Raw genomic sequence first — 22,350 nt, forward strand, 5'->3', positions numbered from 1 at the left:
GACCCGCCACAAAGCCAACAACCATCCCCTCTCCCGCGCGGGAGAGGGGGCGAAGAGGGTGAGGGCCGACGTTGCACAAGCCCTGCTCGACACACAAAGGAAACAGCCATGAACGAAACCGAACAGCGCGTGCTCGACGCGATCGATATGGAGGGCCTGGTAGCGCTGCTGTGCGAGCTGATCGCCATCCCCAGCCTCGACGGCAGCGACGCCGAGGTGGCGGTGCAGCAGCACGTGGCCGCGTGGATGCGCCAGAGCGGCTTCGAGGTGGACGTGTGGGATCTCGATTTCGACACGCTCCAGCGCCACCCCGACTGCTCGTGGGAGGTCGAGCGCGCGCGCGGGCTGGGCGTCGCCGGCACGATCGGCGACGAGCGCGGCGGGCGCAGCCTGATCTTCAATGGCCACACCGACGTGGTGCCGGCCGGCGACCTGGCCAACTGGCGCTTCCCGCCGTTCGCCGGCACCGTGGCCGACGGGCGGGTGTATGGCCGTGGCTCGGTAGACATGAAAGGCGGCCTGTGCTGCGCGCTGTTCGCGGCCAAGGCGCTGCACGACGCCGGCGTGCGCCTCAAGGGCCGCCTGATCGTCGAGAGCGTGATCGGCGAGGAAGACGGCGGCATCGGCACGCTGGCGGCGGTGCTGCGCGGCTACCGCGCCGATGGCGCAGTGATCATCGAGCCGACCGAGCTGCGCGTGGCGCCGGCGCAGGCCGGGGCCTTAAACTTCCGGCTGACGATCCCTGGCCTGGCGGCCCACGGCTGCGTGCGCGAAGAGGGCGTCAGCGCGATCGAGAAGTTCTACCCGGTGTACGCCGCGCTGATCGAGCTCGAGCGCGAGCGCAACAGCCGCGCGCGCGACCCGCTGTACGCGCGCTACGCGCTGCCCTACGCGATCTGCGTCGGCACGCTGCGCGCCGGCACCTGGGCCTCGAGCGTGGCCGAGAGCCTCGTGTGTGAGGGCCGCTATGGCCTGGCGGTCGGCGAAGACATCGCGGCGGCGCGGCAGCAGCTCGAGCAGGCGGTGGCGCGCGCCGCACAGGCCGACGCCTGGCTCAGCCAGCATCCGCCGATTGTCGAGTGGTGGGGCGGCCGCTTCGAGCCGGCTGGCATCGCAGTAGATCACCCGATCGCCACCAGCGTGGCCGGCGCGTTCGCCAGCACTACCGGCGCTGCCGCAACGCTGGAGGGCATGACCTACGGCGCCGATATGCGCCTGCTGGTGAACACCGGCCAGACGCCGACGGTGATGTTCGGCCCCGGCGATGTGCGCGTGGCCCACCGCCCCGACGAGTTTGTGCCGCTCGCGGATCTCGCCACCGTCACTCGCACGCTCGCGCTGGCCGCGCTGCGCTTCTGCGGCTACGATTGATGCCAACTTTGTTTAAATCGTAAGTAATCAAGCGAATTTGGTAGAGATGCCCTGCGCGGCGAAGCCGCGCAGGGCATCTCTACGAGAAATTTCGAGGCTCGCGAAGCCGCCCCCGAACCCTCACCATACAGCAATCGACCAGCCGGATTTGGTTTGTAGCGGGTAATTGGCGCTTGTACGACCAGAAGCATTACATTTCATTCATAAACTTTGACAAATTTTACACAGATTACTATAATCGGTTTGTCTCATGACAAAAGGAATCTATAGGGTAAGGCGGTAGCCCAACATTTCCCTGGCAAGGCGGCTTGCCTGCGCAGCTGAGGCATGCGCAAGGTTTAGCCAATGCCAGCCGGGGTTACTTTGGCGTGCCTTGCTCTTCTGAACCGTGTAAGCAGCGCCGCTTGCACCTGCGAGCCGATGGCGCGGCCGGCGCATGCGCCTGGCCATCGGCTGCGCGTGCTGTGTCGCGCCGCGTTTTGGGCACAGCCATGCGCTACTGATTCGACATCACGATGCCAGATTCCCCGATCCTATGCCATGCCCGCAGGATCGGCTTTTTATTGCTGCAACAGAAGGAGGGAGTATATCAGTGACACGCCCGCAAAACGACCGATACCCTGGCAGATATCGTCCGTAATCGGGATCGCTTGTAAGGAAGGATGAAAGCATGTTTCTCAGGCGACGAACGTTTCTTGGGCTCGTGTTCACCTTGGCAATTGCTGCCAGCCTGATAGCGCCGGCAGCCTTTGCCGCGCCGCGCGGGCCGGGAGCGGGGGGCAAGGATAACCAGGGCCAGGGCGACAACCTTAAGGGCCCGCTCAGCACTCGCCAGAACGCGCTGCGCCAGGCCGCGCTGCAGGCCCGGCTCAAGGGCCAGGCCGATGGCAATGTCGTTCAGGTGAGCAAAAACAAGTATATCGAGCTGGCGCGCGAAAAAACCGACAAGGTTTTCGTGATTATCGCCGAGTTCGGCAATACGCGCCATGCCTCGTACCCCGACACCAACCCCGACGGTACGCCGGCCAGCGATGCGCAGACATTCGACGGCCCGCTGCACAATAGCATCCCTAAGCCTGATCGCACGCAGGACAACTCGACGCTGTGGCAGCCCGACTACACTACGGCGCACTACGAGGACATGTACTTCAACCGCATGGCGAAGTACTGGGAGTCGCAGTCGTCGGGCCGCTACTCGGTCGATGGCAGCGTTACCGAGTGGGTCAAGGTGCCGTTCAACGAGGCGCGCTACGGCCGCAACATCTGCGGCAGTATTGTGTGCAGCAACACCTGGTTCCTGATCCGCGACGCCATGGCGTTCTGGGTGGATCAGCAGCTGGCCGCCGGCAAGACGCAGGACGAGATCAAAGCCTACCTGCAGACCTTCGACCAGTGGGATCGCTACGACTACGATAACGACGGCAACTTCAACGAGCCGGACGGCTACATCGATCACTTCCAGATCGTGCACGCCGGCGGCGACGAGGCGGCTGGCGCGCCGCAGCAGGGCACCGACGCGATCTGGAGCCACCGCTGGTATGCGCAGCTCAACCCGTTTGGCACCAGCGGCCCGGCCGGCCTGGCGCAGTTTGGCGGCGTCAATGCCGGCGCGGGCGGCGTCTCCTCGGGCGTTACCATCCCCTCGAACCCGACCGACGTGTGGATCGGCGACTACACCATCCAGCCCGAGAACGGCGGCCTGGGCGTGTTCGCCCACGAGTACGGCCACGACCTCGGCCTGCCCGACCTGTACGACACCTCGGGCAACACCGGCGGCGCCGAGAACTCGACTGGCTTCTGGACGCTGTACTCGAGCGGTTCGTATGGCAACCACCGCGGCACCGACGGCATCGGCGACGACCCGACCGACCTGGGCGTGTGGGAAAAGTTCCAGCTCGGCTGGCTCGGCTGCAATAGCTGCGCGGGCGGCCGCTTCTACGACGTTGCGTTTGCCGGCGAGAAGTCGAAGCACAAGATCGGCCCGGCCAACGGCGCCACGAAAAATGCTCAGGCGCTGTTTGTTGTGCTGCCCGACAAGCAGGTCAGTGTCGATCTCGGCGCGCCCTTCGCCGGCAGCAATTTCTACTACAGCGGCTCGGGCAACGACCTTGATACGGTGATGTACAAGCAGGTGACGCTGCCGGCGAATGCATCGCTCACCGCCAAGGTGCGCTACCAGATCGAGCAGGACTGGGACTACGCCTACGTCATCGTCTCGACCGACGGCGGCGCGACGTGGACGGGCGTTCCCACCAACCTTTCGACCGACACCGACCCGAACGGCCAGAACTTCGGCCACGGCATCACCGGCAGCAGCGCGGGCAACTGGGTCGATCTCAACGCCGACCTGGCGGGCTACAGCGGCAGCGTGCTGATCGGCTTCCGGTATTGGACCGACGGGGCGACGGTTGAGCCAGGCTTTGCGATCGACGAGCTTTCGATCGCCGGCGACGCGACCGACGGCGCCGAGGCCGACGGCGGCTGGACGTATAGCCCGGCTACGGGCGGCTTCCACGTCACCAGCGGCATCGAGACGAGCTCGTACTTCAACGCGTACGTGGCCGAGAACCGGGGCTACCGCGGCTACGACAAGTCGCTGCGCAACGCCTACAACTTCGGCTTCCTGAACACGCGGCCCGACTGGGTCGAGTTCTTCCGCTACCAGGATGGCCTGCTGATCAGCTACTGGGACGAATCGTACTCCGACAACAACGTCGGCGACCACCCTGGCGGCGGCCTGATCCTGCCGATCGACGCGCATCCCCAGCCGCTGCACTGGTCGGATGGTACGCTCATGCGCCCGCGCATCCAGTCGTACGACTCGCCCTTTGGGCTCGCGCGCACCGACAAGATTACGCTGCACAAGAATGGCGTTCCCACGACGATCGAGTCGCAGCCGGCCGTGCGCACATTCAACGATCTGAAGACCTGGTGGTACGCCAGCGATGGCCACGACCCGGCCAGCCACGGCCGCTTCCAGGTGGGCTGGAGCGGCGTCGACGTGCCGAAAACCGGCACGGAGATCCGCATCAAGGATATTAATTCGGCCGGCAATGTGATCGAGGTCGAGGTTCGGCCGGTTCACTAGGAATCTGTCTAAAAGGGGTGCGCGAGGGGTATAGCCCCTTGCGCACCCCTTTTTCAAACAGGCTCTCATAATGTACACGAGTTACGCGGTGTCCTCCCGCGTGGGAGGCTTGGGGGCACCGCGACACGGTTCGCCGACAGGATTGGGCGGTGTCCTCCCGCGTGGGAGGCTTGGAGGGCGCAAGCCCTCCAAAATCATCTCTTTTTGGCCGGTCGCGGCCACCGCCGTGGCCGCGACCGGCCAAAAGGAATTTTCGGGGGCGGCGAAGCCGCCCCGAACCCCCACCGCGTAACTCGTGTAATTTGTAGAACGTGTGTGCGATTAACTCTTTACACTGGTTTGCATAACCTCTTGATCTTTCCGCACATCGGTGCTATACTCCGAACATTCGTTTCGCAAGTTTGTTCGGGGTAATATCGCCAGAGAAACCAGCGCGAGTAGAGAGAGAGGCGGGCGCATGCGACACATCCGCGAGAGCCAGGAGCCGACGCCGAACCGGGCCGCCGCGCCCGCAGGCACGCTGGCCGTTCCGCCCGCCATTGCCGCGCCGATCGCGGTGATCGGCAGCCCGAACTCGACCACCACCTTCACCGTCGACATCCTCGAGGCCGCGCGCGACCGCGCGCTCGACCACGCCTGGGTCACGTTCGAGGTGACCGAGCGCTTCAACGGGCGCACCTACCGCAAGCGCGCGCTCTGCCAGCTGGGCGGGATCGTCACGCGCAACCGCTGGCACGAAGACCCAGTGATCCGCGCGGTGATCAAGCACCAGGGCGCGCTGCCGGCGCTCTCGGGCGAGAGCGACCTGACATCGGCGCAGCTTGGCGCGCTGGGCGTGTTTCTGCTCGACGACGGCGGGCGCGTGCTGCGGCGCACCACGCTCTCGACGCCGCCGCCCTCGGGCACGCCGGTGTACCCCGCCGACGCCGCCACGCTCCAGGATCTGGTGCATACCGAGCCGGGGATCTTCTACGCCGGCCAGTCGCCTGGCGATGGCCTGCCGGTGCCGCTGACGCTGCGCCACTTCGGCAGCACCGAGTCGGGCGGCTTTGGCGAGGCGGTGATGCTCGGCATCTTCGGCCAGACGCGCAGCGGCAAGAGCATTCTGGCGGCGCAGGTGCTGGCCGGCTTCGCGGCCAACCGCGACCTCGGCATCCTGGTGCTCGACCCGCAGGGCGAGTTCGGGCGCGACCGCTTCGCCGCCGGCGATCACCGCGTCGACTTCAGCATCCGGCGCATGATCGGCGGACTGCGCGTCAAGCGCGACCTGAGCGTGCTCACCACCGACGACGTGGCGCTCGAGGGCAGCGAGGCCTTCACCGAGCTGCTGCGCCGCGCCGGCTTCTTTGAAAGCCTGGGCTTCAAGGGCGCGAACAAAGAGCGCGAGGCCGCCGAGCGCCTGGCTGGCCTGCTTGGCGAGCTGACCGACGGCCACGGCAAGCGCCGGCCCATCCGCGACTTGCGCGCCGCCGATATGGCCGCGCTGGTGAAAGACCTCGCGCGCTTCGCCGATGTGATCTACGCCACCCGTCCCGGCACTACTCCCGGCGAGGGCCAGCGCGCCGCCGACGTGCTGGCGCGCTACAACCTCGACGAGGCGCGGCTGCGGCGGCTGTGGGACGAGGCGCTGCGCCGCTTCCGCACCGACGCGCCTGGCGGGCAGGGGCGCGTGCTGCTCTCGGATCTGATCGGGCGCGTGCTGAACGAGCGCGCGGTGGTGGTGCTGTCGTTTGCCCAAGAGGGCGCCGACGAGACGCCGTACTTCCTGCTGAACGAGATTCTGACGCGCCTGCGCTATGTGATCCACCGCTCGTTTCAGAACGGCCAGACCTCGAACGCGCTGGTGCTGCTCGACGAGGCGCACCTGTTTGCCGGCGAGCATGCCGCCGAAACCAGCGACGGCACGCGCACGCGCAGCCTGCTGGCCCAGAGCATCCGCATGACCGGCAAGTACGGCGTGGGCTGGATGTTCGTGACCCAGACGCTGCACGACTTCGACAAGACCATTCTGCGCCAGCTGCAGGTGAAGATGTTCGGCCAGGGCTTCAAGCTCGGCGCCGACCGCGAGTATGTTGAGACCGAGCTGGGCAAAGAGGGCTTCGCGCGCTACTGCTCGCTGCCCGACCCCAAGCGCACCGGCCGCTACACCTTCATGCTCACCGGCCCGATCGTCGCGCTTGGCAGCCTCGGCACGCCGCTGGTGCTGCAAGGCTTTCGCGGCGCCGACGACCTGATCCGCGCCAACCCGCACTGCTTCGAGGGCTAGCTGCGGGTGTAGGCTCAAACCACCACTGGTTGAAGTTCAGCCGCGCGCCAAAGCTGTAGTAATATATCCCAACATCCGCCTTGATGATTGGGTGAATCATGGACGACCCTACGCCCGCGCGCGCGCCGCTCTCTGAGCGCCAGCTCGCCACGCTGCGCGCGCTGATCGACCGGCTCATCCCACCCGACGATGTTTCCGGCGGCTGGGAGGCCGGCGCGGGCGAGTACCTGCTGCGCCAGCTCGCCGGCGACCTGCGGCCGATCCTGTCGGTGTACCAGGCTGGCCTCGACGCGCTCGACGCCGAGGCGCGCGCTTCCGGCGCGGCCGGCTTCGCCGAGCTGCCGCTGGCGCGCCAGGACGAGCTGCTCGGCGCGGTTGAGCGCGGCGCCGTGGTGGCCGAGTGGCCAATCGACCCGGCCGCGTTCTTCAGCGCCGCCGTGGCCCACGCTGCGGAAGGCTTCTACGCCGACCCGGCCAACGGCGGCAATCGCGGCGCGCTGGCGTGGCGCATGGTCGGCTTCGAGGTGCGCGGATGAGCGAGTACGATGTGATCATCGTTGGCGCAGGCGCTGGCGGTGGGGTGGCCGCCGGCGTACTGGCCGAGGCCGGCAGGCGCGTGCTGCTGCTCGAGCGCGGCGGCCACGTAACCTTCGCGAACGAGCCGCGCGACCACCTGCGCCACCACCGCTTCACGCGCTATGGCCACAACACCGGCCCCGACCTGGCCGGCAACCCGCGCGTGCTCGTGCAGCCCGACGGCGCCGCGCACGTCGTGCCGCCGCACGACGACATGTACCACAGCAACGCGGCCGCCGTGGGCGGTGGCACTGCGGTGTACGGCGCGCAGTCGTGGCGCTTCCTGCCCGCCGACTTCGCCATGGCCAGCGCGTACGGCGTGCCGCCCGGCAGCTCGCTGGCCGACTGGCCGATCGGCTACGGCGAGCTGGCGCCGTACTACGATCGCGCCGAGTGGGAGATCGGCGTGGCTGGCGAGAGCGCAGCCAGCGCCGCGATCTGGCCGCGCGCCAGGGGCTACCCCATGCCGCCGCTGCCGGTCAATCGCGAGGGCGCGCTCCTGCGCGCGGGCGCAGCGGCGCTGGGCTGGCCGACGCTGGCGGTGCCGGTGTTGATCAACACGGCAGAGTATGGCGGCCGGCCGGCCTGCATCGCCTGCCAGCACTGCGTTGGCTTCGCATGCCCGGTGGATGCCAAGAATGGCACGCACAACACGCTCATCCCGCGCGCGCTGGCCAGCGGCCGCTGCGACCTTGTGACCGGCGCGATGGTCGAGCGCATCGACACCGACAGCGACGGCCGGGTGCTCGGCGTTTCGTACTACGGCGCGGATGGCCGGCGTCACAGCCCGCGCGCGGCGGCGGTGGTGTGCGCCGCCGGAGCGATCGAGACCGCGCGGCTGCTGCTGAACTCGCGCTCGCCGCAGCACCCTGCGGGCCTCGGCAACCAGCACGACCAGGTTGGGCGCAACTTGCAGGGCCACTACTACCCGGCGGCGTTTGGCCTGATGCCCGAGCCGGTGTACGACGGCCAGGGCCCGGGCGTGTCGGCCGCGACCTGCCGCTTCAACCACGGCAACCCCGGCCTGGTGGGCGGCGGCATGCTGGCGAACGAGTTCATCGCGCTGCCGATCATCTTCTGGGCGCGCTACCTGCCGCCCGACGTGCCGCGCTGGGGCGCCGAGAACAAGCGCTTCATGCGCGAGAGCTACCGCCGCGTGATCCGCATCACCGGCCCGGTGCAGGAGATCCCCAGCCCCGACGCGCGCGTGACGCTCGACCCGCGCGTGCGCGACCGCTGGGGCATCCCGGTGGCGCGGCTCGCGGGCACGACGCACCCCGAGACACTCCGCACCGCCGCGTTCATGGCCGAGCGGGCCCACGAGTGGCTGCGCGCCGCCGGGGCCACGCGCACCTGGGGCAAACCGCCGCGCCTGCAGCTCAGCGCTGGGCAGCACCAGGCCGGCACCTGCCGCATGGGCGACGACCCGCGCACCTCGGTGGTCGATCGCTGGGGCCGCGTGCACGGCCACGACAACCTGTACGTCGCCGACGGATCGGTGCACGTGACCAACGGCGGGTTCAACCCGGTGCTGACGATCATGGCGCTGGCGTTTCGAACGGCCGGCGCTATCGCGGGGAGCTGAAGCCGCTCAGCTTCTGCCTTCCTCATATAGCGTGGAGCGAGCAGGGGGCGCCGCAGCAGCGGGGTACAAGAGGAGCCCGACATGGCCGATGAAGTGACACTGCGCCCAAACGGCGGCTGGGATCCGCGCATCCTGGTGTGCGCCTGCGGCGACTTGGTCGACGTGTTCGTCGTACTCACCGAGCGCTACGCGGTGATCGTCGACACGCTGATCAACCGCGCCACCGCGAGCGCGCTGCTGGCGATCGCCCGCGAGCACGGGGGGCGCCGCCAGCTGCTGGCGATCAACACCCACGCCGACTGGGATCACGCCTGGGGCAACCACGCGCTCGCCGGCGCCGGCGCGCCGGAGCAGGTGCCGATCATCGCCAGCCGGCGCTGCGCGCAGCGCCTGCGCGCCCGCGAGACGCGCGCCGAGCTCGCGGCCAAGCGCGCGGCCGAGCCAGGCCGCTTCGACGACGTGCTGCTGACCGCGCCGACGCTGCTGTTCGACGAGACGCTGGCGATCGTTGGCGGCGACCTGACGCTGCAGCTGTTTGCTACGCCCGGCCATACCGCCGACCACATCTCGGTGTTCATCCCGCAGATCGGCACGCTGCTGGCCGGCGACGCGGCCGAGCTGCCGTTCCCGTTCGCCGCGTCGGCCGCAGCCCTGCCGCAGCTGCGCCAGTCGCTCGAGCGCATGCAGGCGCTCGACCCGGCGGCGGCGCTGTTCTGCCACGCGCCGGTGGCGGCCGGGCCGGAGGTGCTGAAGCAGAACCGCGCCTACTTCGACACGCTCGAGCACCACTGCCGTGCCGCGCTGGCCGCTGGCGCGCCGGCCCGCCCGCCGGCCGGCGCCGATCTCGAGGCGCTGGTGGGCTTCCCCTACGCCCTCGCCGTGCCGATCGACATGGACGCCGACGCGCTGGCCGGGTTCTACCGGCCCGGCCACCAGGCCGCCATCCGCATGATGCTCGAGCACCTCGGCGGGGGCCAGCCATGACGCAGCAATATCTTTCCGTGGCGCCCTGGCGCCGCGCGCTGGCCTACTGGTGGTACGCCTGGGGCCTGAGCTGGTGCTACTGGGGCATTCGCGGCGCCAGCCAGCCATTCTTCCGCGCCGGCGTTCGCGCGTTCGACCGGGCGCTGCGGCTGTGGCCGGGCTTCGCGCAGGCGCACTACCGGCGCGGCCTCATCCGCGGGCGCGAGCTGAGCGACCTGCCTGGCGCGCTCGCTGACCTGTCCGGCGCAATTGCGCTCGCGCCCGATTGGCCCGACCCGTACCTGCAGCGTGGGCTGTTCCAGCGCTTCCACGGCGACCAGCGCGCCGCGCTGGAGGATCTCGGCCGCTACCTGGAGCTGGCGCACGACGCGTTTTGGCGCGCCGAGGCTGAGCGCCAGATCGCCATGATTCGCGCCGAGCTTGGCGAGGGCTCGTTCGAAAGTTAGCCATTGTTCAGCTGAACCTGCCACGTTTCGGCGGCGCGCAGCTTGCCACTGTGCGGGCGCGATCTCTCACGCCCGCTACGCTAGTATGCGGGCAATACACTGGAAAACTCTACAGGCGCGATCTATCGCGCCTGCTACGCATCCGGGGCAATAACGTGGAATCTACACCCATCAACACCAGCCCGACGCTTGGGCAAGCCGATACGCTCACCAGCGGCCAGCTCGCCGCCGTCACGCTCGGGCGCCTGGCGCTGAACGTAGCCTACCGGATCGTCTACCCGCTGCAGCCGTTCCTGGCCGGGCGCCTGCACGTCGACCTGCGCACGGTCAGCGCGCTGGTGACGGTGCAGGTGCTGGCGTCGGTGGCCGGGCCGCTGGGCGGCGCCCTGGCCGATGCTCGCGGCGAGCGCACGATCATGGCCGCCGGGCTGGTGCTGCTGTGCTGCGGCGCGGCGCTGTGCACGCTCTCGACGACGTTCGGCGGCTTTCTGGCAGGCTATGCGCTGATCGGCCTGGCGGTGGCGCTGTACCAGCCCTCGGCGCAGGCCTACCTGAGCGCGCGCACCAGCTACGCCCGGCGCGGCCGGGCGCTGGGCGTGTTCGAAACCTCGTGGGCCGGTGCGGCACTGCTGGGCGTGGCGCCGCTGATGCAGCTGGTGCAGGCCACCGGCGACACGAGCTGGTCGTTTGGCGTGATCTTTCTGGCGGCGCTGTGCTCGCTGGCGCTGGTGCGCTTTGGCCTGCCGCAGGCGCCACCACATCCGCCCGGCACGGTGCGGCCGCGAACCGACTGGCGCGCGCTGCGGGCGCCCAGCGTCCTGGGCATGCTGGCGCTGCTGTTCTGCAGCGCGCTGGGCGTCGACCTGGTGTTCATAGTGCAGGGCGCCTGGCTCAAAACGAGCTTTGGCGCCACCGAGGGCCAGCTCGGGCAGGTGTTTGCGTTGCTGGGCGTGGCCGAGCTTGGCGGCTCGCTCGGCTCGACCGCGCTGGTCGACCGGGTGGGCAAAAAGCGCGCGGTGCTGGCGGGCTACACGCTTACCGCCGTCAGCGCGGCGCTGCTGCCGCTGAGCGATGGCCGCTGGCTGCTGTTTCTGCCGCTGTTCTTCCTGTTCGACCTGTGCTTCGAGTTCTCGATTGTCTCGGCCTTCCCGCTGGCTTCGGGCGTGGCGCCGGCGCTGCGCGGCACGGTGCTGGCGCTGTGCGTGCTGATGAGCGGCACCGGCCGCGCGACAGGCTCGCAGCTGGCCGAGCCGCTATGGCAGTCGCGCGGCATCTGGGCCACCGGCCTGCTGAGCGCGGCCGCGACGCTGCTGGGCGTGGCGCTGTGCTGGCTGCTGGTGCGCGAGGCGGAAGAGAGCTGAGCGCCACCGCTGGCGCGTGCTGCGGCGATCGGATCGCGCGCTTCAGGGGAAAAAGGCGTCGGGGGGCAGTGGAAACGCGCCCTCGACGATCACATGCAGCCAGCCCGGCTCGCGGCGCACCTCGGCCACGTTGGCCTGCACCCGGCGCTCACCATCGCGCCAGCGCACAACGTCGCCGGGCCGGATGTCGATCCGCTCGGGGCGCATGTAGGCGCCGGTGAAATCGATCGAAAAACCCTCGCGCGTCAGTACGTCGACCGGCAGCTCGGTATAGCGCCGCCCATAGCCGCGCCGCTCGACATCCACGGTCAAATACGGTCGATCCATTCGATTACGCCTGCTGCAAGCCGTAGAAAGGCAGTTCGCCAGGCCGGGCACACCGCCTGGCATCACGAGATTATACCACGACTGCCGGCGCGCTCGGGCTGCACAGCCAGATGTGTCACCCCTCCCCTGACACCAGCAACTACGAGATCAATGTCGAAATTGTGGATGAGGATGTGGCCTCCACTGATCGCAATCCGCCGCGAAACGACCAGGTGTCGTTTCGCGGCGGCTTTTGTGCGGCGATGAACGGATTGATCGCCAGATCGCGCGGGTATGAACAAAATGTTACCTAGTTAGGCGCCCTACACTGGTATCATGGCTGAGATATGCGCTGTAAGAAGACTGTGATTGGCGATAGTAAACGCTCGGGAGCTGTAAATGAAACGTGTTTTCGCTGTGGTATTGGCGTTTCTGTGCGTGGCTATGTTGGCGGGCGCGCCGGGTGGGCTGAGCGCCGCTAACCAGAATGTCGGCTATGTCGACTTTTCGTTCGGCAGCGCGCCGGGCACCGACCCGACCGCCGACAAGCCGCAGAGCAAGCTGTGGTTCAACGACGGCCTGTGGTGGGCCACGATGTTCCACTCCGGCAGCGGCACCTGGCACATCTATAAGCTCAACTGGCCGAGCCAGTGGGTTGACACCGGTACGGTGATCGACACCCGCGCCACCTCGCGCGCCGACGCGCTGTGGGACGACGGCGCCAAGAAGCTGTATATCGCCTCGCTGGTGCGCTTTGATACCAGCAACCAGGGCCAATTCTCGCGCTACAGCTACGACTCCACCAGCAAAACCTACACGCTCGACGGCGGCTTCCCCAAGGTGATGATGACCGGCAGCGCCGAGACGCTGGCCATGGATAAAGACTCGACCGGCCAGTTCTGGATCACCTTCACCCAGAGCAAGCGCGTCTATGTGAATCGGACCGTCGACAGCAGCCTGAACTGGGGCACGCCGTTTATTGTGCCCGGCCCTGCTGCCGCCACCACGCTGAACGCCGACGATATCTCGTCGCTGGTGGCTTACACCGACCAGGACGGTAGCAGCATTGGCGTGCTGTGGAGCAACCACAACACGCCGTCGACCATGTACTTCACGCATCACCGCGACAGCGACGACGACACCGCCTGGCCGGCGAATGTCGATTCGATCTACGCCGCAACCTGCGCCGCCGACGACCATATCAACCTCAAGTCGCTGCAATCCGACGCGAGCGGCGCGATCTATGCGGCTGTGAAAACCTCGTTCGGCGATGCCGGCTGCGGCGGCACCAGCACCTCGCCGCTGCTCCGCCTGGTGGTGCGCAAGCCCGACAATACCTGGCGGGTCGCGACTTTTAGCACCGTCGGCGACGACGAGACCCGGCCGCAGGTGCTGCTCGACACCACTAACCGCAAGGTGTACATGTTCGCGACTTCGCCGACCAGCTGCGGCGTGATCTACATGAAGTCGACGAGCATGGATAACCCGAGCTTCTCGGCGGGCAAGGGTACGCCGTTCGTCAGCAGCAGTACCTACACCTGCCTCAACAACGTGACCTCGACCAAGCAGACGGTGAACGCGGCCTCTGGCCTGGTGGTGATGGCCAGCGACGAGAGCAAGCTGTTCTACATGCACAACACGCTCGATCTCGGCGCGCCGCCCAGCGACACCACGCCGCCGATAGTCACGGGCAAAGCGCCGGCCGCAAACGCGCAGAACGTGGCGCTGAACACCAGCGTGACGGCGACGTTCAGCGAGGCGGTGACGGGCGTGAGTGGCACGAGCTTCACGCTGACGCCGGCGAATGGCACTGCCGTGGCCGCGACGGTGACCTACAACAGCGCGAACAAGACCGCGACGCTGACGCCGGGCGCGGCGCTGGCAGCCAACACGACCTACACCGCGAACCTGACGCCGGCGATCGTCGACGCGGCGAACAACCCGCTGGCCGCCACCAGCTGGAGCTTCACCACCGTCGCCGCACCGCCGGCCGACACCACGCCGCCGATCGTGACGGCGACGGTGCCGGCCGCCAATGCCACGGGCGTGAGCACCGGCGCGAGCGTGACGGCGACGTTCAGCGAGGCGGTGACGGGCGTGAGCGGCAGCACGTTCACGCTGAGCGGGCCGGGTGGCGTGGTCGCGGCGAGCGTGAGCTACGACAGCGCGAGCAAGACCGCGACGCTGGCGCCAGGCGCGGCGCTGGCGGCCAACACGACCTACACCGCGAACCTGACCGCCGGCATCGCCGACGCGGCGAACAACCCGCTGGCCGCCACCAGCTGGAGCTTCACCACCGCCGCCGCACCGCCGGCCGGCAGTACCGTCACCTTCTCGCCAGTGACCGATACCTACGTGAGCCAGGCGGCCCCGACCAGCGCCTACGGCACCAGCACGTCGTTCTCGATCGTCGACGGCGCGACAACCGCCAAGCAGGCGTTTCTGCGCTTCACCGTCAGCGGGCTGCCGGCCGGCGCTACGATCGCATCGGCCAAGCTGCGGCTGTACGTGACCAACGACTCGACCAGCGGCGGCATTATCAAGCAGGTGACCGACACCAGCTGGCCTGAGGCGCTGACCTGGAACACCAAGCCGGCGATCGACGGCCCGACCGTGGCCACCGTCGGCGTGGCTGGGGTCAACGCCACGATCGAGGCCGACCTGACCAGCGCGATCACCGGCAACGGCACCTACAGCTTTGCGATCGTGATGCCGGCGGGCAACAGCAACACGCTGGGCTACGCGTCGCGCGAGTTCGCCACCGTCAGCCAGCGCCCGCAGCTGGTGATTACCACGAACTAATACCAACTCCGTTTGCTCTCTTTCTTTTTGCGATGGCCAGGCAGGCCATCGCAAAAAGAATTTTCGGGGGCGGCGAAGCCACCAGATCAGCAAGGCCCTCTTGTGGCAACAGGAGGGCCTTGCTGTGCCTCGGGCGCGGCGTTCGCGGGATTGCGCCAAACCCCAACCTCTGCTACCATAGGCGCTCGCGAACACCACCTGCTTGCGCCAAGGAGCCCGCCATGAGTGAACGCCCCCGCGTGTATGTGACGCGCCGGATGCCTCAGCCCGTGCTCGACCTGCTCGCCCAGCACGTGCAGCTGGCCGTGTGGCCGGGCGAGCTGCCGCCGCCACGCGCCGTGCTGCTGAAGGAAGTGGCCGAGATCGATGGCCTGCTGGCGCTGCTGACCGACCGCGTCGATACGGCGCTGCTCGAGGCCGCGCCGCATCTGCGGGTGGTGAGCAACTACGCGGTAGGCTACGATAATGTCGACCTCCCGGCGGCCACGCGGCGCGGCGTGCTGGTGACGAACACGCCCGACGTGCTGACCGAAACCAGCGCCGATTTCGCGCTGGCGCTGATCCTCGCCGCGGCGCGGCGCGTGGTCGAGAGCGAGCAGTATGTCAAGGCCGGGCGCTGGCGTACCTGGGGCCCCGAGATCCTGCTCGGCCGCGATGTGTACGGCGCGACGCTCGGCATCGTCGGCATGGGCCGGATCGGCCAGGCGGTGGCGCGGCGCGCCCAGGGCTTCGGCATGCAGATCCTCTACAGCGGCGCGCACCGCAAGCCCGAGGCCGAGCAGGCCACCGGCGCGCGCTATGTCGCCCTCGCAGAGCTGCTGGCGCAGAGCGATATCGTGTCGCTGCACTGCCCGCTGAACGACGAAACCTACCACCTGATCGACCGCGACGCGCTGGCGCTGATGAAGCCCGACGCGATTCTGGTGAACACCGCGCGCGGCCCGGTCGTCGATACGCGCGCGCTGCTCGACGCGCTGCGCGCCCGGCCCACGTTTGTGGCCGCGCTCGATGTGACCGACCCCGAGCCGCTGCCGGCCGACCACGCGCTGCTGAGCCTGCCAAACGCGCTGGTGACGCCGCACGTCGCTAGCGCTACCACCGCCACGCGCACGCGCATGGGCCTGATCGCCGCGCGTAACCTGATCGCCGCGCTCAACGGCGAGCGCCCGCCGTTTCTTGTGAACGCCAGCCTGTGGGACGCAAAAGTGATCTCGCTAGGCGCTCGGTAGCCGTTGGCCACGCCTATGTCGAAACAGATCATTGCGCTTGTCGGCCTGAGCGGCGCTGGTAAGTCGAGCGTCGGCCGGCTGCTGGCCGAGCGGCTGGGCTGGCCGCTGCTCGACACCGATGCGCTGATCGCCGAGGCCGCCGGGCGCGGCGTGCCGCAGATCTTCGCCGAGGACGGCGAGGCGCGCTTCCGCGACCTCGAGGCCGCCGCGCTGCGCGCCGCGCTCGGCCGCGCCCCCGCGATCGTTGCCACTGGCGGCGGCATTGTGCTGCGCGCCGAGAACCGCGCCCTGCTGCGCGAGCGCGCCTTCTGCGTGTGGCTCGACGCGCCGGTGGCCGCGCTGGTAGCGCGCCTGCGCGCCCACGACGAGCAGCGCCCGCTGCTCGAGGGCGATATGGCCGCGCGGCTGGCAGCGCTGCGCGCGGCCCGCGCCGCGCTCTACGCCGAAGCCGCCGACGCCCGTATCGATACCGAGGCGCGCTCGGCCGAGGAAGTGGCCGAGCGCGTGCTGCTGGCTGGCGGCATCACTGTGGTTTCTGATTTGTCATAACGCGTGAAATGTGGTATACTATACCTGCGTCGATCGGCTTCCTAATCGCAAATTCGCCACTCGGCGCGGCGCACGGGAACCACACAGCCAGCCTACGATCAACCAGCCCGGCGGCTGGTTTTATTGTGAATATGGTACCGCCCTGCCGAAGGCCGAGCACGTTAACAGCGTAAGTCCTATATGAATACAAGGTACTGCCATGATCCACGAGACGAGCATTCCGCCGCTGCCGCGGAATATTGTGAATATCAAGCGCCTGCAGCACGACAGCCGCGAGCTGCTGGTGATCCCGCGCGACCCCGACCACGGCCGCTACTGGGTCGAGAGCGCCAGCCAGCCCGACAGGCACTACGAGGTGGCCCTGCAGCCGGCGGCGCTCGCCGGCCACTGCACCTGCGAGTGGGCGCGCCACGGCGGGATCAACTGCAAGCACGTGCTCGCTGCGCTGCAGGCCAGCTACGCGCCCAACGGCGCACTTTCGTTCTGGGCCACACCCGACGCGGCGGCGCGCCAGCATCGGCGCGTGCTGCTCGGCGAGCGGCTCTACGCTACGCTGCGCCCGCGCGGCCAGCCACACAGTCGGTAGAGCGATCAGATACAGGCGTGCAGCCCACGCCAATCGCTGTAGTAGACATAATCATCATCTGTGTCATCTGTGGATGATCGCACATCGGTCTGGCTCGGGCTTTTGATAGGACAACGATGATACCAAACCAACAGCTGACCATCACCACCCCCGCCGGAAGCTACCCGATCGTGGTCGGGCCGGGGCTGCTGCGCGAGCTGCCGGCGCGCCTGGCCGAGCTGGGCCTGCGCGGCCGGCTCTGGCTGATCAGCGATAGCGCGGTGTTCCCGCACTACGGCCCGCGCCTCCTGGGCGAGCTGCGTGCGGCCGGCTACACCGCCGATAGCCACGTGGTGCCCTCGGGCGAGGCCAGCAAGGATCTGGCGATCGTATCTGGCTGCTACGACTGGATGATCGGCGGCAATGTCGAGCGCCGCGACGCGGTGCTGGCGCTGGGCGGCGGCGTGGTCGGCGACCTGGCGGGCTTTGTGGCCGCCACGGTGCTGCGCGGCATCGCGCTCGTTCAGCTGCCCACCACCCTGCTGGCCATGGTCGATAGCGCGCTCGGCGGCAAGACCGGCGTCAACCACCCGCTTGGCAAAAACCTGATCGGCGCGTTTCACCAGCCGCGCCTGGTGCTCAGCGACACCGATACGCTCGGCACGCTGGCGCCGCGCGAGCTGCGCGCCGGGTGGGCCGAGGTGATCAAGCACGGCGTGATCCGCGACGCCGGGCTGTTCGAGATGCTCGAGAGCCAGGCATCCGCGCCGCCGGCTTCTGGCTCGGGGCTCTCGGCTCTTCCCCAGATCATCCACCGCGCCGCCAAGGTGAAGGTCGACGTGGTGAATGCCGACGAGCGCGAGACCGGCGAGCGCATGCTGCTGAACTATGGCCACACGCTCGGCCATGCCGTCGAGGCCGCCGGCGGCTACGGCGCGCTGCTGCACGGCGAGGCGGTGGCGATCGGCATGGATCTGGCCGCGCAGATTGCCCAACGCATGGGCATATGGGGCGCCGCCGCTGTCGAGCGCCAGCGCCGGCTGCTGCAGGCCTATGGCTTGCCCACCGCTATCCCCGCGGGCATGGATCCCGAGGATCTGATCGAGCGCACGCTGCGCGACAAGAAGGTGCGCGCCGGGCGGGTGCGCTGGGTGCTGCCTACCGCGATAGGCCAGGCGCTGGTGCGCGACGACGTGCCCGAATCGCTGGTGTACGCCGTCGTCACCGGTAGCTGAAGCACCATCGGCCATTTCGTGTCGCTCCGCATCCGCCTGAGCACCTGCCATATGTGGCGGTTCGGGGCGGCGAAGCCGCCCCCGAAATTTCCTTTTGCAATGCCCTGCCCGGCTTTGCCGAGCAGGGCATTGCAGTTGGTTAGGGCTTACGCAGTTGGCGTGCTCTGCCGCAGGCTCAATCGCGTACCGTGAGGAAGCCGAATCACGCAAGTGCGTAACTCCTATAGGACCTACGCAGTTGGCACCCTCAGCCTTCGGCAGAGCGGTACTCTTCTCCGTATCGTGTGCAGTTTTTCCGCGCTCCGCGCGGAAAAACTGCACACAGAAGATGAACACGTACCATGCTGCCGCAGGCTCAATCGTGTAGCCTGAGGAAGCCGAATCACGCAAGTGCGTAACTCCTATCCTATTGGTATGAGCCTAGGCTGTCGCACCGGCCCTGCCAAATGTACGCCACCCGATGGGGACTATCGTACCGCTTGAAGCGTGCGCCGCCGCGTGCTAGACTTAGCATGAGATAACAAATTTTTAACTTTGGCCCTTCCTAGGAGCGGAGCAATGCAGTCTTTATCCATCCCAACCGATCCGCTTGCCAGCATCGAGCACCACCTGCTGAGCATCGAGCAGCGCCTCGACCAGCAATCGATCGCGCTTGCGGCGCTGCGCGACGAGCTGGCCGACGCCAACCGCCGGGCCGAATGGTATCACGTGCAGTTCAGCGAAATGCTGCGGGTGCTCGCGCGCGACCTGCACGAGCTGCGCGCCACGCTGATCTGCTCGGTGGTGAGCGAGGGGCCGATCAGCGCGCAGGTGATCCAGTCGCTGCTCCGCGAGTCGCCCGGCGACGACCGCGAGGTCGAGCTGAGCGCCCAGCCGCGCGCCGGCAATCGCGGCAACTAGCGCCGGGCTACTCGCCGGCCGTTCCCAGCGTCAGGCCGCTCAGCAGGTAGCGGCCAAGCAGGTAGAACAGCACCAGCACCGGCAGCGCCACCATCAGCGCGGTGGCGCTCAGCAGCCCCCAGGCGATCGAGCTGGTGCCGCGCATGGTATACAGGCCCATCGCCAGCGTCACCCGCTCGGGGTCGCTGATCAGGCCCCAGCCAAGCGCAAACTCCGACCACGCCAGCAAGAATGCGATGAACAGCGCCACCGCCAGCGCTGGCGTGATCTGCGGCACGATCACCTGCGCAAAGATCCGCAGCCGCGATGCGCCCTCCAGCATCGCCGCCTCGTCTTGCTCGGTCGGGATGCTCTGCACGGCGTTGCGTACCGTCCAGATTGCGAACGGTAGCGCGATCGCACAGTACGCGCCGATCAGCCCCAGCAGCGAGCCGCGCAGCCCCAGCGACAGCAAGAAGATAAAGTATGGCGCGGTGAATCCGGCCGGCGGCAGCATCAGCATCACCAGTGTGGCGAGCAGGCCGGCGCGCTGGCCGGTGAAACGGTAGCGCGCAAAGGCGTACGCCGCGCTGGCGCCAAATATCAGCGCCACCAGCGCGGTGCTGCCGGCCACCAGCAGGCTATTGCCCAGCAGGTGCGCGAACGAGTAGTTCGAGGTAGGCGCGGCCCACGCCTGCGCGAAAAAATCGAGCGTTGGCTTTGCCGGCAGCAGCCGCGCGTCGCCGGGGCGCGAGGCTACCGCGCCGTCGAACGCCAGCCGCAGCATCCAGGCGATCGGCAGTAGCACAAAGAGCCCGGCCAGCGCCAGGCTCGCCTGCGTAGCGATCTGCCGCCGCCAGCCCATGGGTCGCTCAAACATACTGCACCCCCTCGGCCACCTGCGTGCGCCGGTTGAATAGCCACACCAGCGCGATTGCCAGGCCCAGCACCACCGTGTTGATCAGCGCGGCCAGCGTGTAGTCCGAGTCGTAGCGAATCACAAAGTAGCCGACCATCGCTAGCGGCACGGCGCCGGGGCGCTGCGGGTCGCTGAACAGCATCAGCGGGATGTGGAAGGCGTTAAACAGCAGGATGCCGCGCAGCAGCATGCCCGAAAGCACAGCGGGCCGGATCAGCGGCCAGGTCATGCTGCGCCAGAGCGTCCAGCCCTCGGCGCCGTCCACGCGCGCAGCGTCGAGCACTTCGGCCGGGATTCCGCGCAGCGCCGCAGTGCTGATCAGCATCATGAAAGGAAACGCCACCCACACGCTCACCAGTACCAGCACCAGAAAGCCTTTGGTGGGGCTGAGCGCGCTGCCGATAAAGCCAAGCGTTTCGCTGAACGGCGCTAGGTGCCACGCCGCCAGCCGGTCGGTCAGCGGGCGTAGCCAGCCGGCGATATTCACCAGCGGCGCGGTGTCGTCCAGCCAGTTGGTCGAGCGGCCGGTCAGCAGGTTGACCGGGCCGAACTGATCGTCGAAGATCGTACTCCACACCAGCGCGCCGACGAACTCGGGGATGGCCCACGGCAGAATAAACAGCATGCGCCAGAGCGTGCGCCCGCGCAGGCCGCGGCGCGCGAGCAGCGTCGCCAACCACACGCCCAGCGCGCTGGCCAGCAGCATGGTTGTGGCCACCCAGGTAATATTAAAGCGCACAACGTTCAAGAATTCAGGCCAGCTCAGCAGAAACGTGATGCCGCCCAGGCCGTTGTAGGCCGGGGCGTTTGGCGCGGCCGGCGGCAGCCCAATGATCCCGCGCAGCCAGCCGCCCCACAGCCCCAGCGCGCCGCCGCGCAAGTTTCTGACGCTGAACGACGTAGTGGCCAGCGCGGTCTGCAGCAGCAGCGGATATACGCCGATCAGGCCGAACAGCAGCAGCGTTGGCAGCAGCCATAGCAGCGCGCCGCGCGGCACCCGGCCCCGCCGGCGCAATGCCGCGCGCAGCCGTGGCCCCATCCGGCCGAGCGGCACCGCGGCCGCCAGCCCGATCGGCGCGCTGAGCGCCAGCGTGTACTGCGGCCACTTGGTGGGCCAGAAGAACAGGAACAGCAGGTTCACCGCGAACCACAGCGCGGCCAGCGGCTCGGCGCGCAGCACCTGCCGCCAGCTCAGCAGCGCCAGCGCCAGAAACAGCCCGTCGAGCATCAGCGGGAACACGCCGGGGTGCCATGGCACCGCGCCGAGCAGCCACACCAGCTGGTAGGCCCAGCCGAAGCCGGTGTCGCTGACCTGCTTGCCGGTGGTGTAGCTTACGTTGAACAGCAGCGAGGCGCGCAGCCGGCCGATCGGATCGGGCCACAGCGCCGGGTCGAGCGCGTAGAACATCACGAGCGCGGCCAGCCCCCAGGCCGCTGCTAGCGCCCAGGTGCGCGCGGTCGTGCGCCCGGCCGCGCGGCCGCGCCACAGCGTCCATACGATCGCCGCGGCGCCGCCGACGCCGTACAGGTACTTGCCTGCGGCGGCGGCGCCGAGCGCCAGCGCCGCGCCCCACCACCAGGCGTCGCCGTTGCGGCCCGAGCGGCGCAGCAGCAGCAGCGCGAGCGTGGCCAGCAGGCACGGCAGCGCTTCGAGCATCGCCTGGCTGGTGTACTTGATATGCCACGAGTTGAGCGCCACCAGCAGCCCGGCCAGCGGGTTGGCTATGGCCACCAGCCCGGCGGTGAGCGCGCCCACCACCGCGCCAAAGAGCCGCAGCGAGCGCGCTTGCGCCGCAACCGCCGGTTTCGCGGGCGTGTCGCCGCTGCCGGCCGCCACCGGGGTGGCGTAGGCGCCGGGCGGCTGGGTTGCGTACAGCACCGCGCCAAACGCCAGCTTGCTCATTGGCGGGTGCTCGTAGTTCTCGCGCTCGTTCACAATTGCGGCGATGTCGCCCGCCGCGATATGCTGCGCGTACAGCTGGCCGGCGCGCAGGTAGTCGTCTTCGTCGAAATCCGCCGGCAGCACGAGTGCCGCGCGCGCCCGCAGCAGCAGCGCCAGCAGCGTCACCGCCGCGACCGCGCCGGCACGCAGGCTCATCCGTACGCGCACCCGGCGCCGCTCGGCCGGCAGCGCTGGCGCAAGCGATTGGTTCATGGTGCCTCCATCGGCTAAGGGGCTTGGAAATCGG

17 protein-coding genes are annotated in these 22,350 nt (G+C 68.3%); 14 read left to right on the plus strand and 3 right to left on the minus strand.

Translation table 11 applies throughout. The features are described 5' to 3' along the window. Window positions 1–108 precede the first annotated feature (108 nt). The 8 genes from U0177_RS12805 (at window position 109) to U0177_RS12840 (ending at window position 11,677) form a co-directional block, all read left to right on the plus strand. Window positions 109–1,371 (plus strand): ArgE/DapE family deacylase, encoded by a 1,263-nt coding sequence (locus tag U0177_RS12805; RefSeq protein WP_409571025.1) that lies wholly within the window; start codon window positions 109–111, stop codon window positions 1,369–1,371. 670 nt (window positions 1,372–2,041) lie between these two features. Further along, window positions 2,042–4,459: an immune inhibitor A domain-containing protein gene (locus U0177_RS12810; RefSeq protein ID WP_409571026.1), complete on the plus strand. Its 2,418-nt coding sequence runs from the start codon at window positions 2,042–2,044 to the stop codon at window positions 4,457–4,459. Window positions 4,460–4,916: 457 nt separating this feature from the next. Beyond that, entirely contained in the window at window positions 4,917–6,725 is a 1,809-nt protein-coding gene (locus U0177_RS12815; protein WP_409571027.1) for an ATP-binding protein, read from the plus strand. Between the two features lie 98 nt (window positions 6,726–6,823). Continuing rightward, the gene (locus U0177_RS12820) at window positions 6,824–7,261 is read left to right on the plus strand and encodes a gluconate 2-dehydrogenase subunit 3 family protein (protein WP_409571028.1); all 438 of its coding nucleotides are present in this window, start codon (window positions 6,824–6,826) and stop codon (window positions 7,259–7,261) included. Then, window positions 7,258–8,886 carry a GMC family oxidoreductase gene (locus U0177_RS12825; RefSeq protein WP_409571029.1) on the plus strand — a complete coding sequence of 543 codons (1,629 nt, stop codon included), beginning with the start codon at window positions 7,258–7,260 and terminating at the stop codon, window positions 8,884–8,886. The genes U0177_RS12820 and U0177_RS12825 overlap by 4 nt, the downstream gene beginning before the upstream one ends. 81 nt (window positions 8,887–8,967) lie before the next feature. After that, the gene (locus tag U0177_RS12830) at window positions 8,968–9,870 is read left to right on the plus strand and encodes an MBL fold metallo-hydrolase (RefSeq protein WP_409571030.1); all 903 of its coding nucleotides are present in this window, start codon (window positions 8,968–8,970) and stop codon (window positions 9,868–9,870) included. Then, the gene (locus tag U0177_RS12835) at window positions 9,867–10,316 is read left to right on the plus strand and encodes a hypothetical protein (protein ID WP_409571031.1); all 450 of its coding nucleotides are present in this window, start codon (window positions 9,867–9,869) and stop codon (window positions 10,314–10,316) included. Before U0177_RS12830 ends, U0177_RS12835 begins: the two co-directional genes overlap by 4 nt. A gap of 155 nt (window positions 10,317–10,471) precedes the next feature. Next, on the plus strand, window positions 10,472–11,677 hold the full coding sequence (locus U0177_RS12840) for an MFS transporter (RefSeq protein WP_409571032.1): 1,206 nt from the start codon (window positions 10,472–10,474) through the stop codon (window positions 11,675–11,677). Between the two features lie 42 nt (window positions 11,678–11,719). Here the strand turns inward: U0177_RS12840 and U0177_RS12845 are convergent, their stop codons facing one another. Beyond that, window positions 11,720–12,004, minus strand: a complete 285-nt coding sequence (locus U0177_RS12845; protein ID WP_409571033.1) for a hypothetical protein — start codon at window positions 12,002–12,004, stop codon at window positions 11,720–11,722. Between the two features lie 378 nt (window positions 12,005–12,382). Between U0177_RS12845 and U0177_RS12850 the strand changes: the two genes are divergently transcribed. From U0177_RS12850 to U0177_RS12875, 6 genes are all read left to right on the plus strand, one after another. Beyond that, the gene (locus U0177_RS12850; RefSeq protein WP_409571034.1) at window positions 12,383–14,785 is read left to right on the plus strand and encodes an Ig-like domain-containing protein; all 2,403 of its coding nucleotides are present in this window, start codon (window positions 12,383–12,385) and stop codon (window positions 14,783–14,785) included. Window positions 14,786–15,006: 221 nt separating this feature from the next. Next, window positions 15,007–16,014: a 2-hydroxyacid dehydrogenase gene (locus U0177_RS12855; protein WP_409571035.1), complete on the plus strand. Its 1,008-nt coding sequence runs from the start codon at window positions 15,007–15,009 to the stop codon at window positions 16,012–16,014. A 15-nt stretch (window positions 16,015–16,029) separates the two neighbouring features. Then, the gene (locus U0177_RS12860) at window positions 16,030–16,563 is read left to right on the plus strand and encodes a shikimate kinase (RefSeq protein WP_409571036.1); all 534 of its coding nucleotides are present in this window, start codon (window positions 16,030–16,032) and stop codon (window positions 16,561–16,563) included. Between the two features lie 199 nt (window positions 16,564–16,762). Continuing rightward, window positions 16,763–17,149, plus strand: a complete 387-nt coding sequence (locus tag U0177_RS12865; RefSeq protein ID WP_409571037.1) for an SWIM zinc finger domain-containing protein — start codon at window positions 16,763–16,765, stop codon at window positions 17,147–17,149. Between the two features lie 116 nt (window positions 17,150–17,265). Continuing rightward, window positions 17,266–18,363, plus strand: coding sequence for a 3-dehydroquinate synthase (aroB, locus tag U0177_RS12870; RefSeq protein WP_409571038.1), 1,098 nt, complete (start codon window positions 17,266–17,268; stop codon window positions 18,361–18,363). Window positions 18,364–18,921: 558 nt separating this feature from the next. Next, window positions 18,922–19,263: a hypothetical protein gene (locus tag U0177_RS12875; protein WP_409571039.1), complete on the plus strand. Its 342-nt coding sequence runs from the start codon at window positions 18,922–18,924 to the stop codon at window positions 19,261–19,263. 7 nt (window positions 19,264–19,270) lie between these two features. Here U0177_RS12875 and U0177_RS12880 read toward each other — a convergent pair whose 3' ends face one another. Together U0177_RS12880 and U0177_RS12885 are read right to left on the minus strand one after the other, a co-directional pair. Next, window positions 19,271–20,122, minus strand: coding sequence for a carbohydrate ABC transporter permease (locus U0177_RS12880; protein ID WP_409571040.1), 852 nt, complete (start codon window positions 20,120–20,122; stop codon window positions 19,271–19,273). Further along, window positions 20,115–22,316, minus strand: coding sequence for a carbohydrate ABC transporter permease (locus tag U0177_RS12885; protein ID WP_409571041.1), 2,202 nt, complete (start codon window positions 22,314–22,316; stop codon window positions 20,115–20,117). Before U0177_RS12885 ends, U0177_RS12880 begins: the two co-directional genes overlap by 8 nt. Between the last annotated feature and the right edge of the window lie 34 nt (window positions 22,317–22,350).

Source organism: Kouleothrix sp. (assembly GCF_046328425.1).
Lineage (GTDB): Bacteria > Chloroflexota > Chloroflexia > Chloroflexales > Roseiflexaceae > Kouleothrix.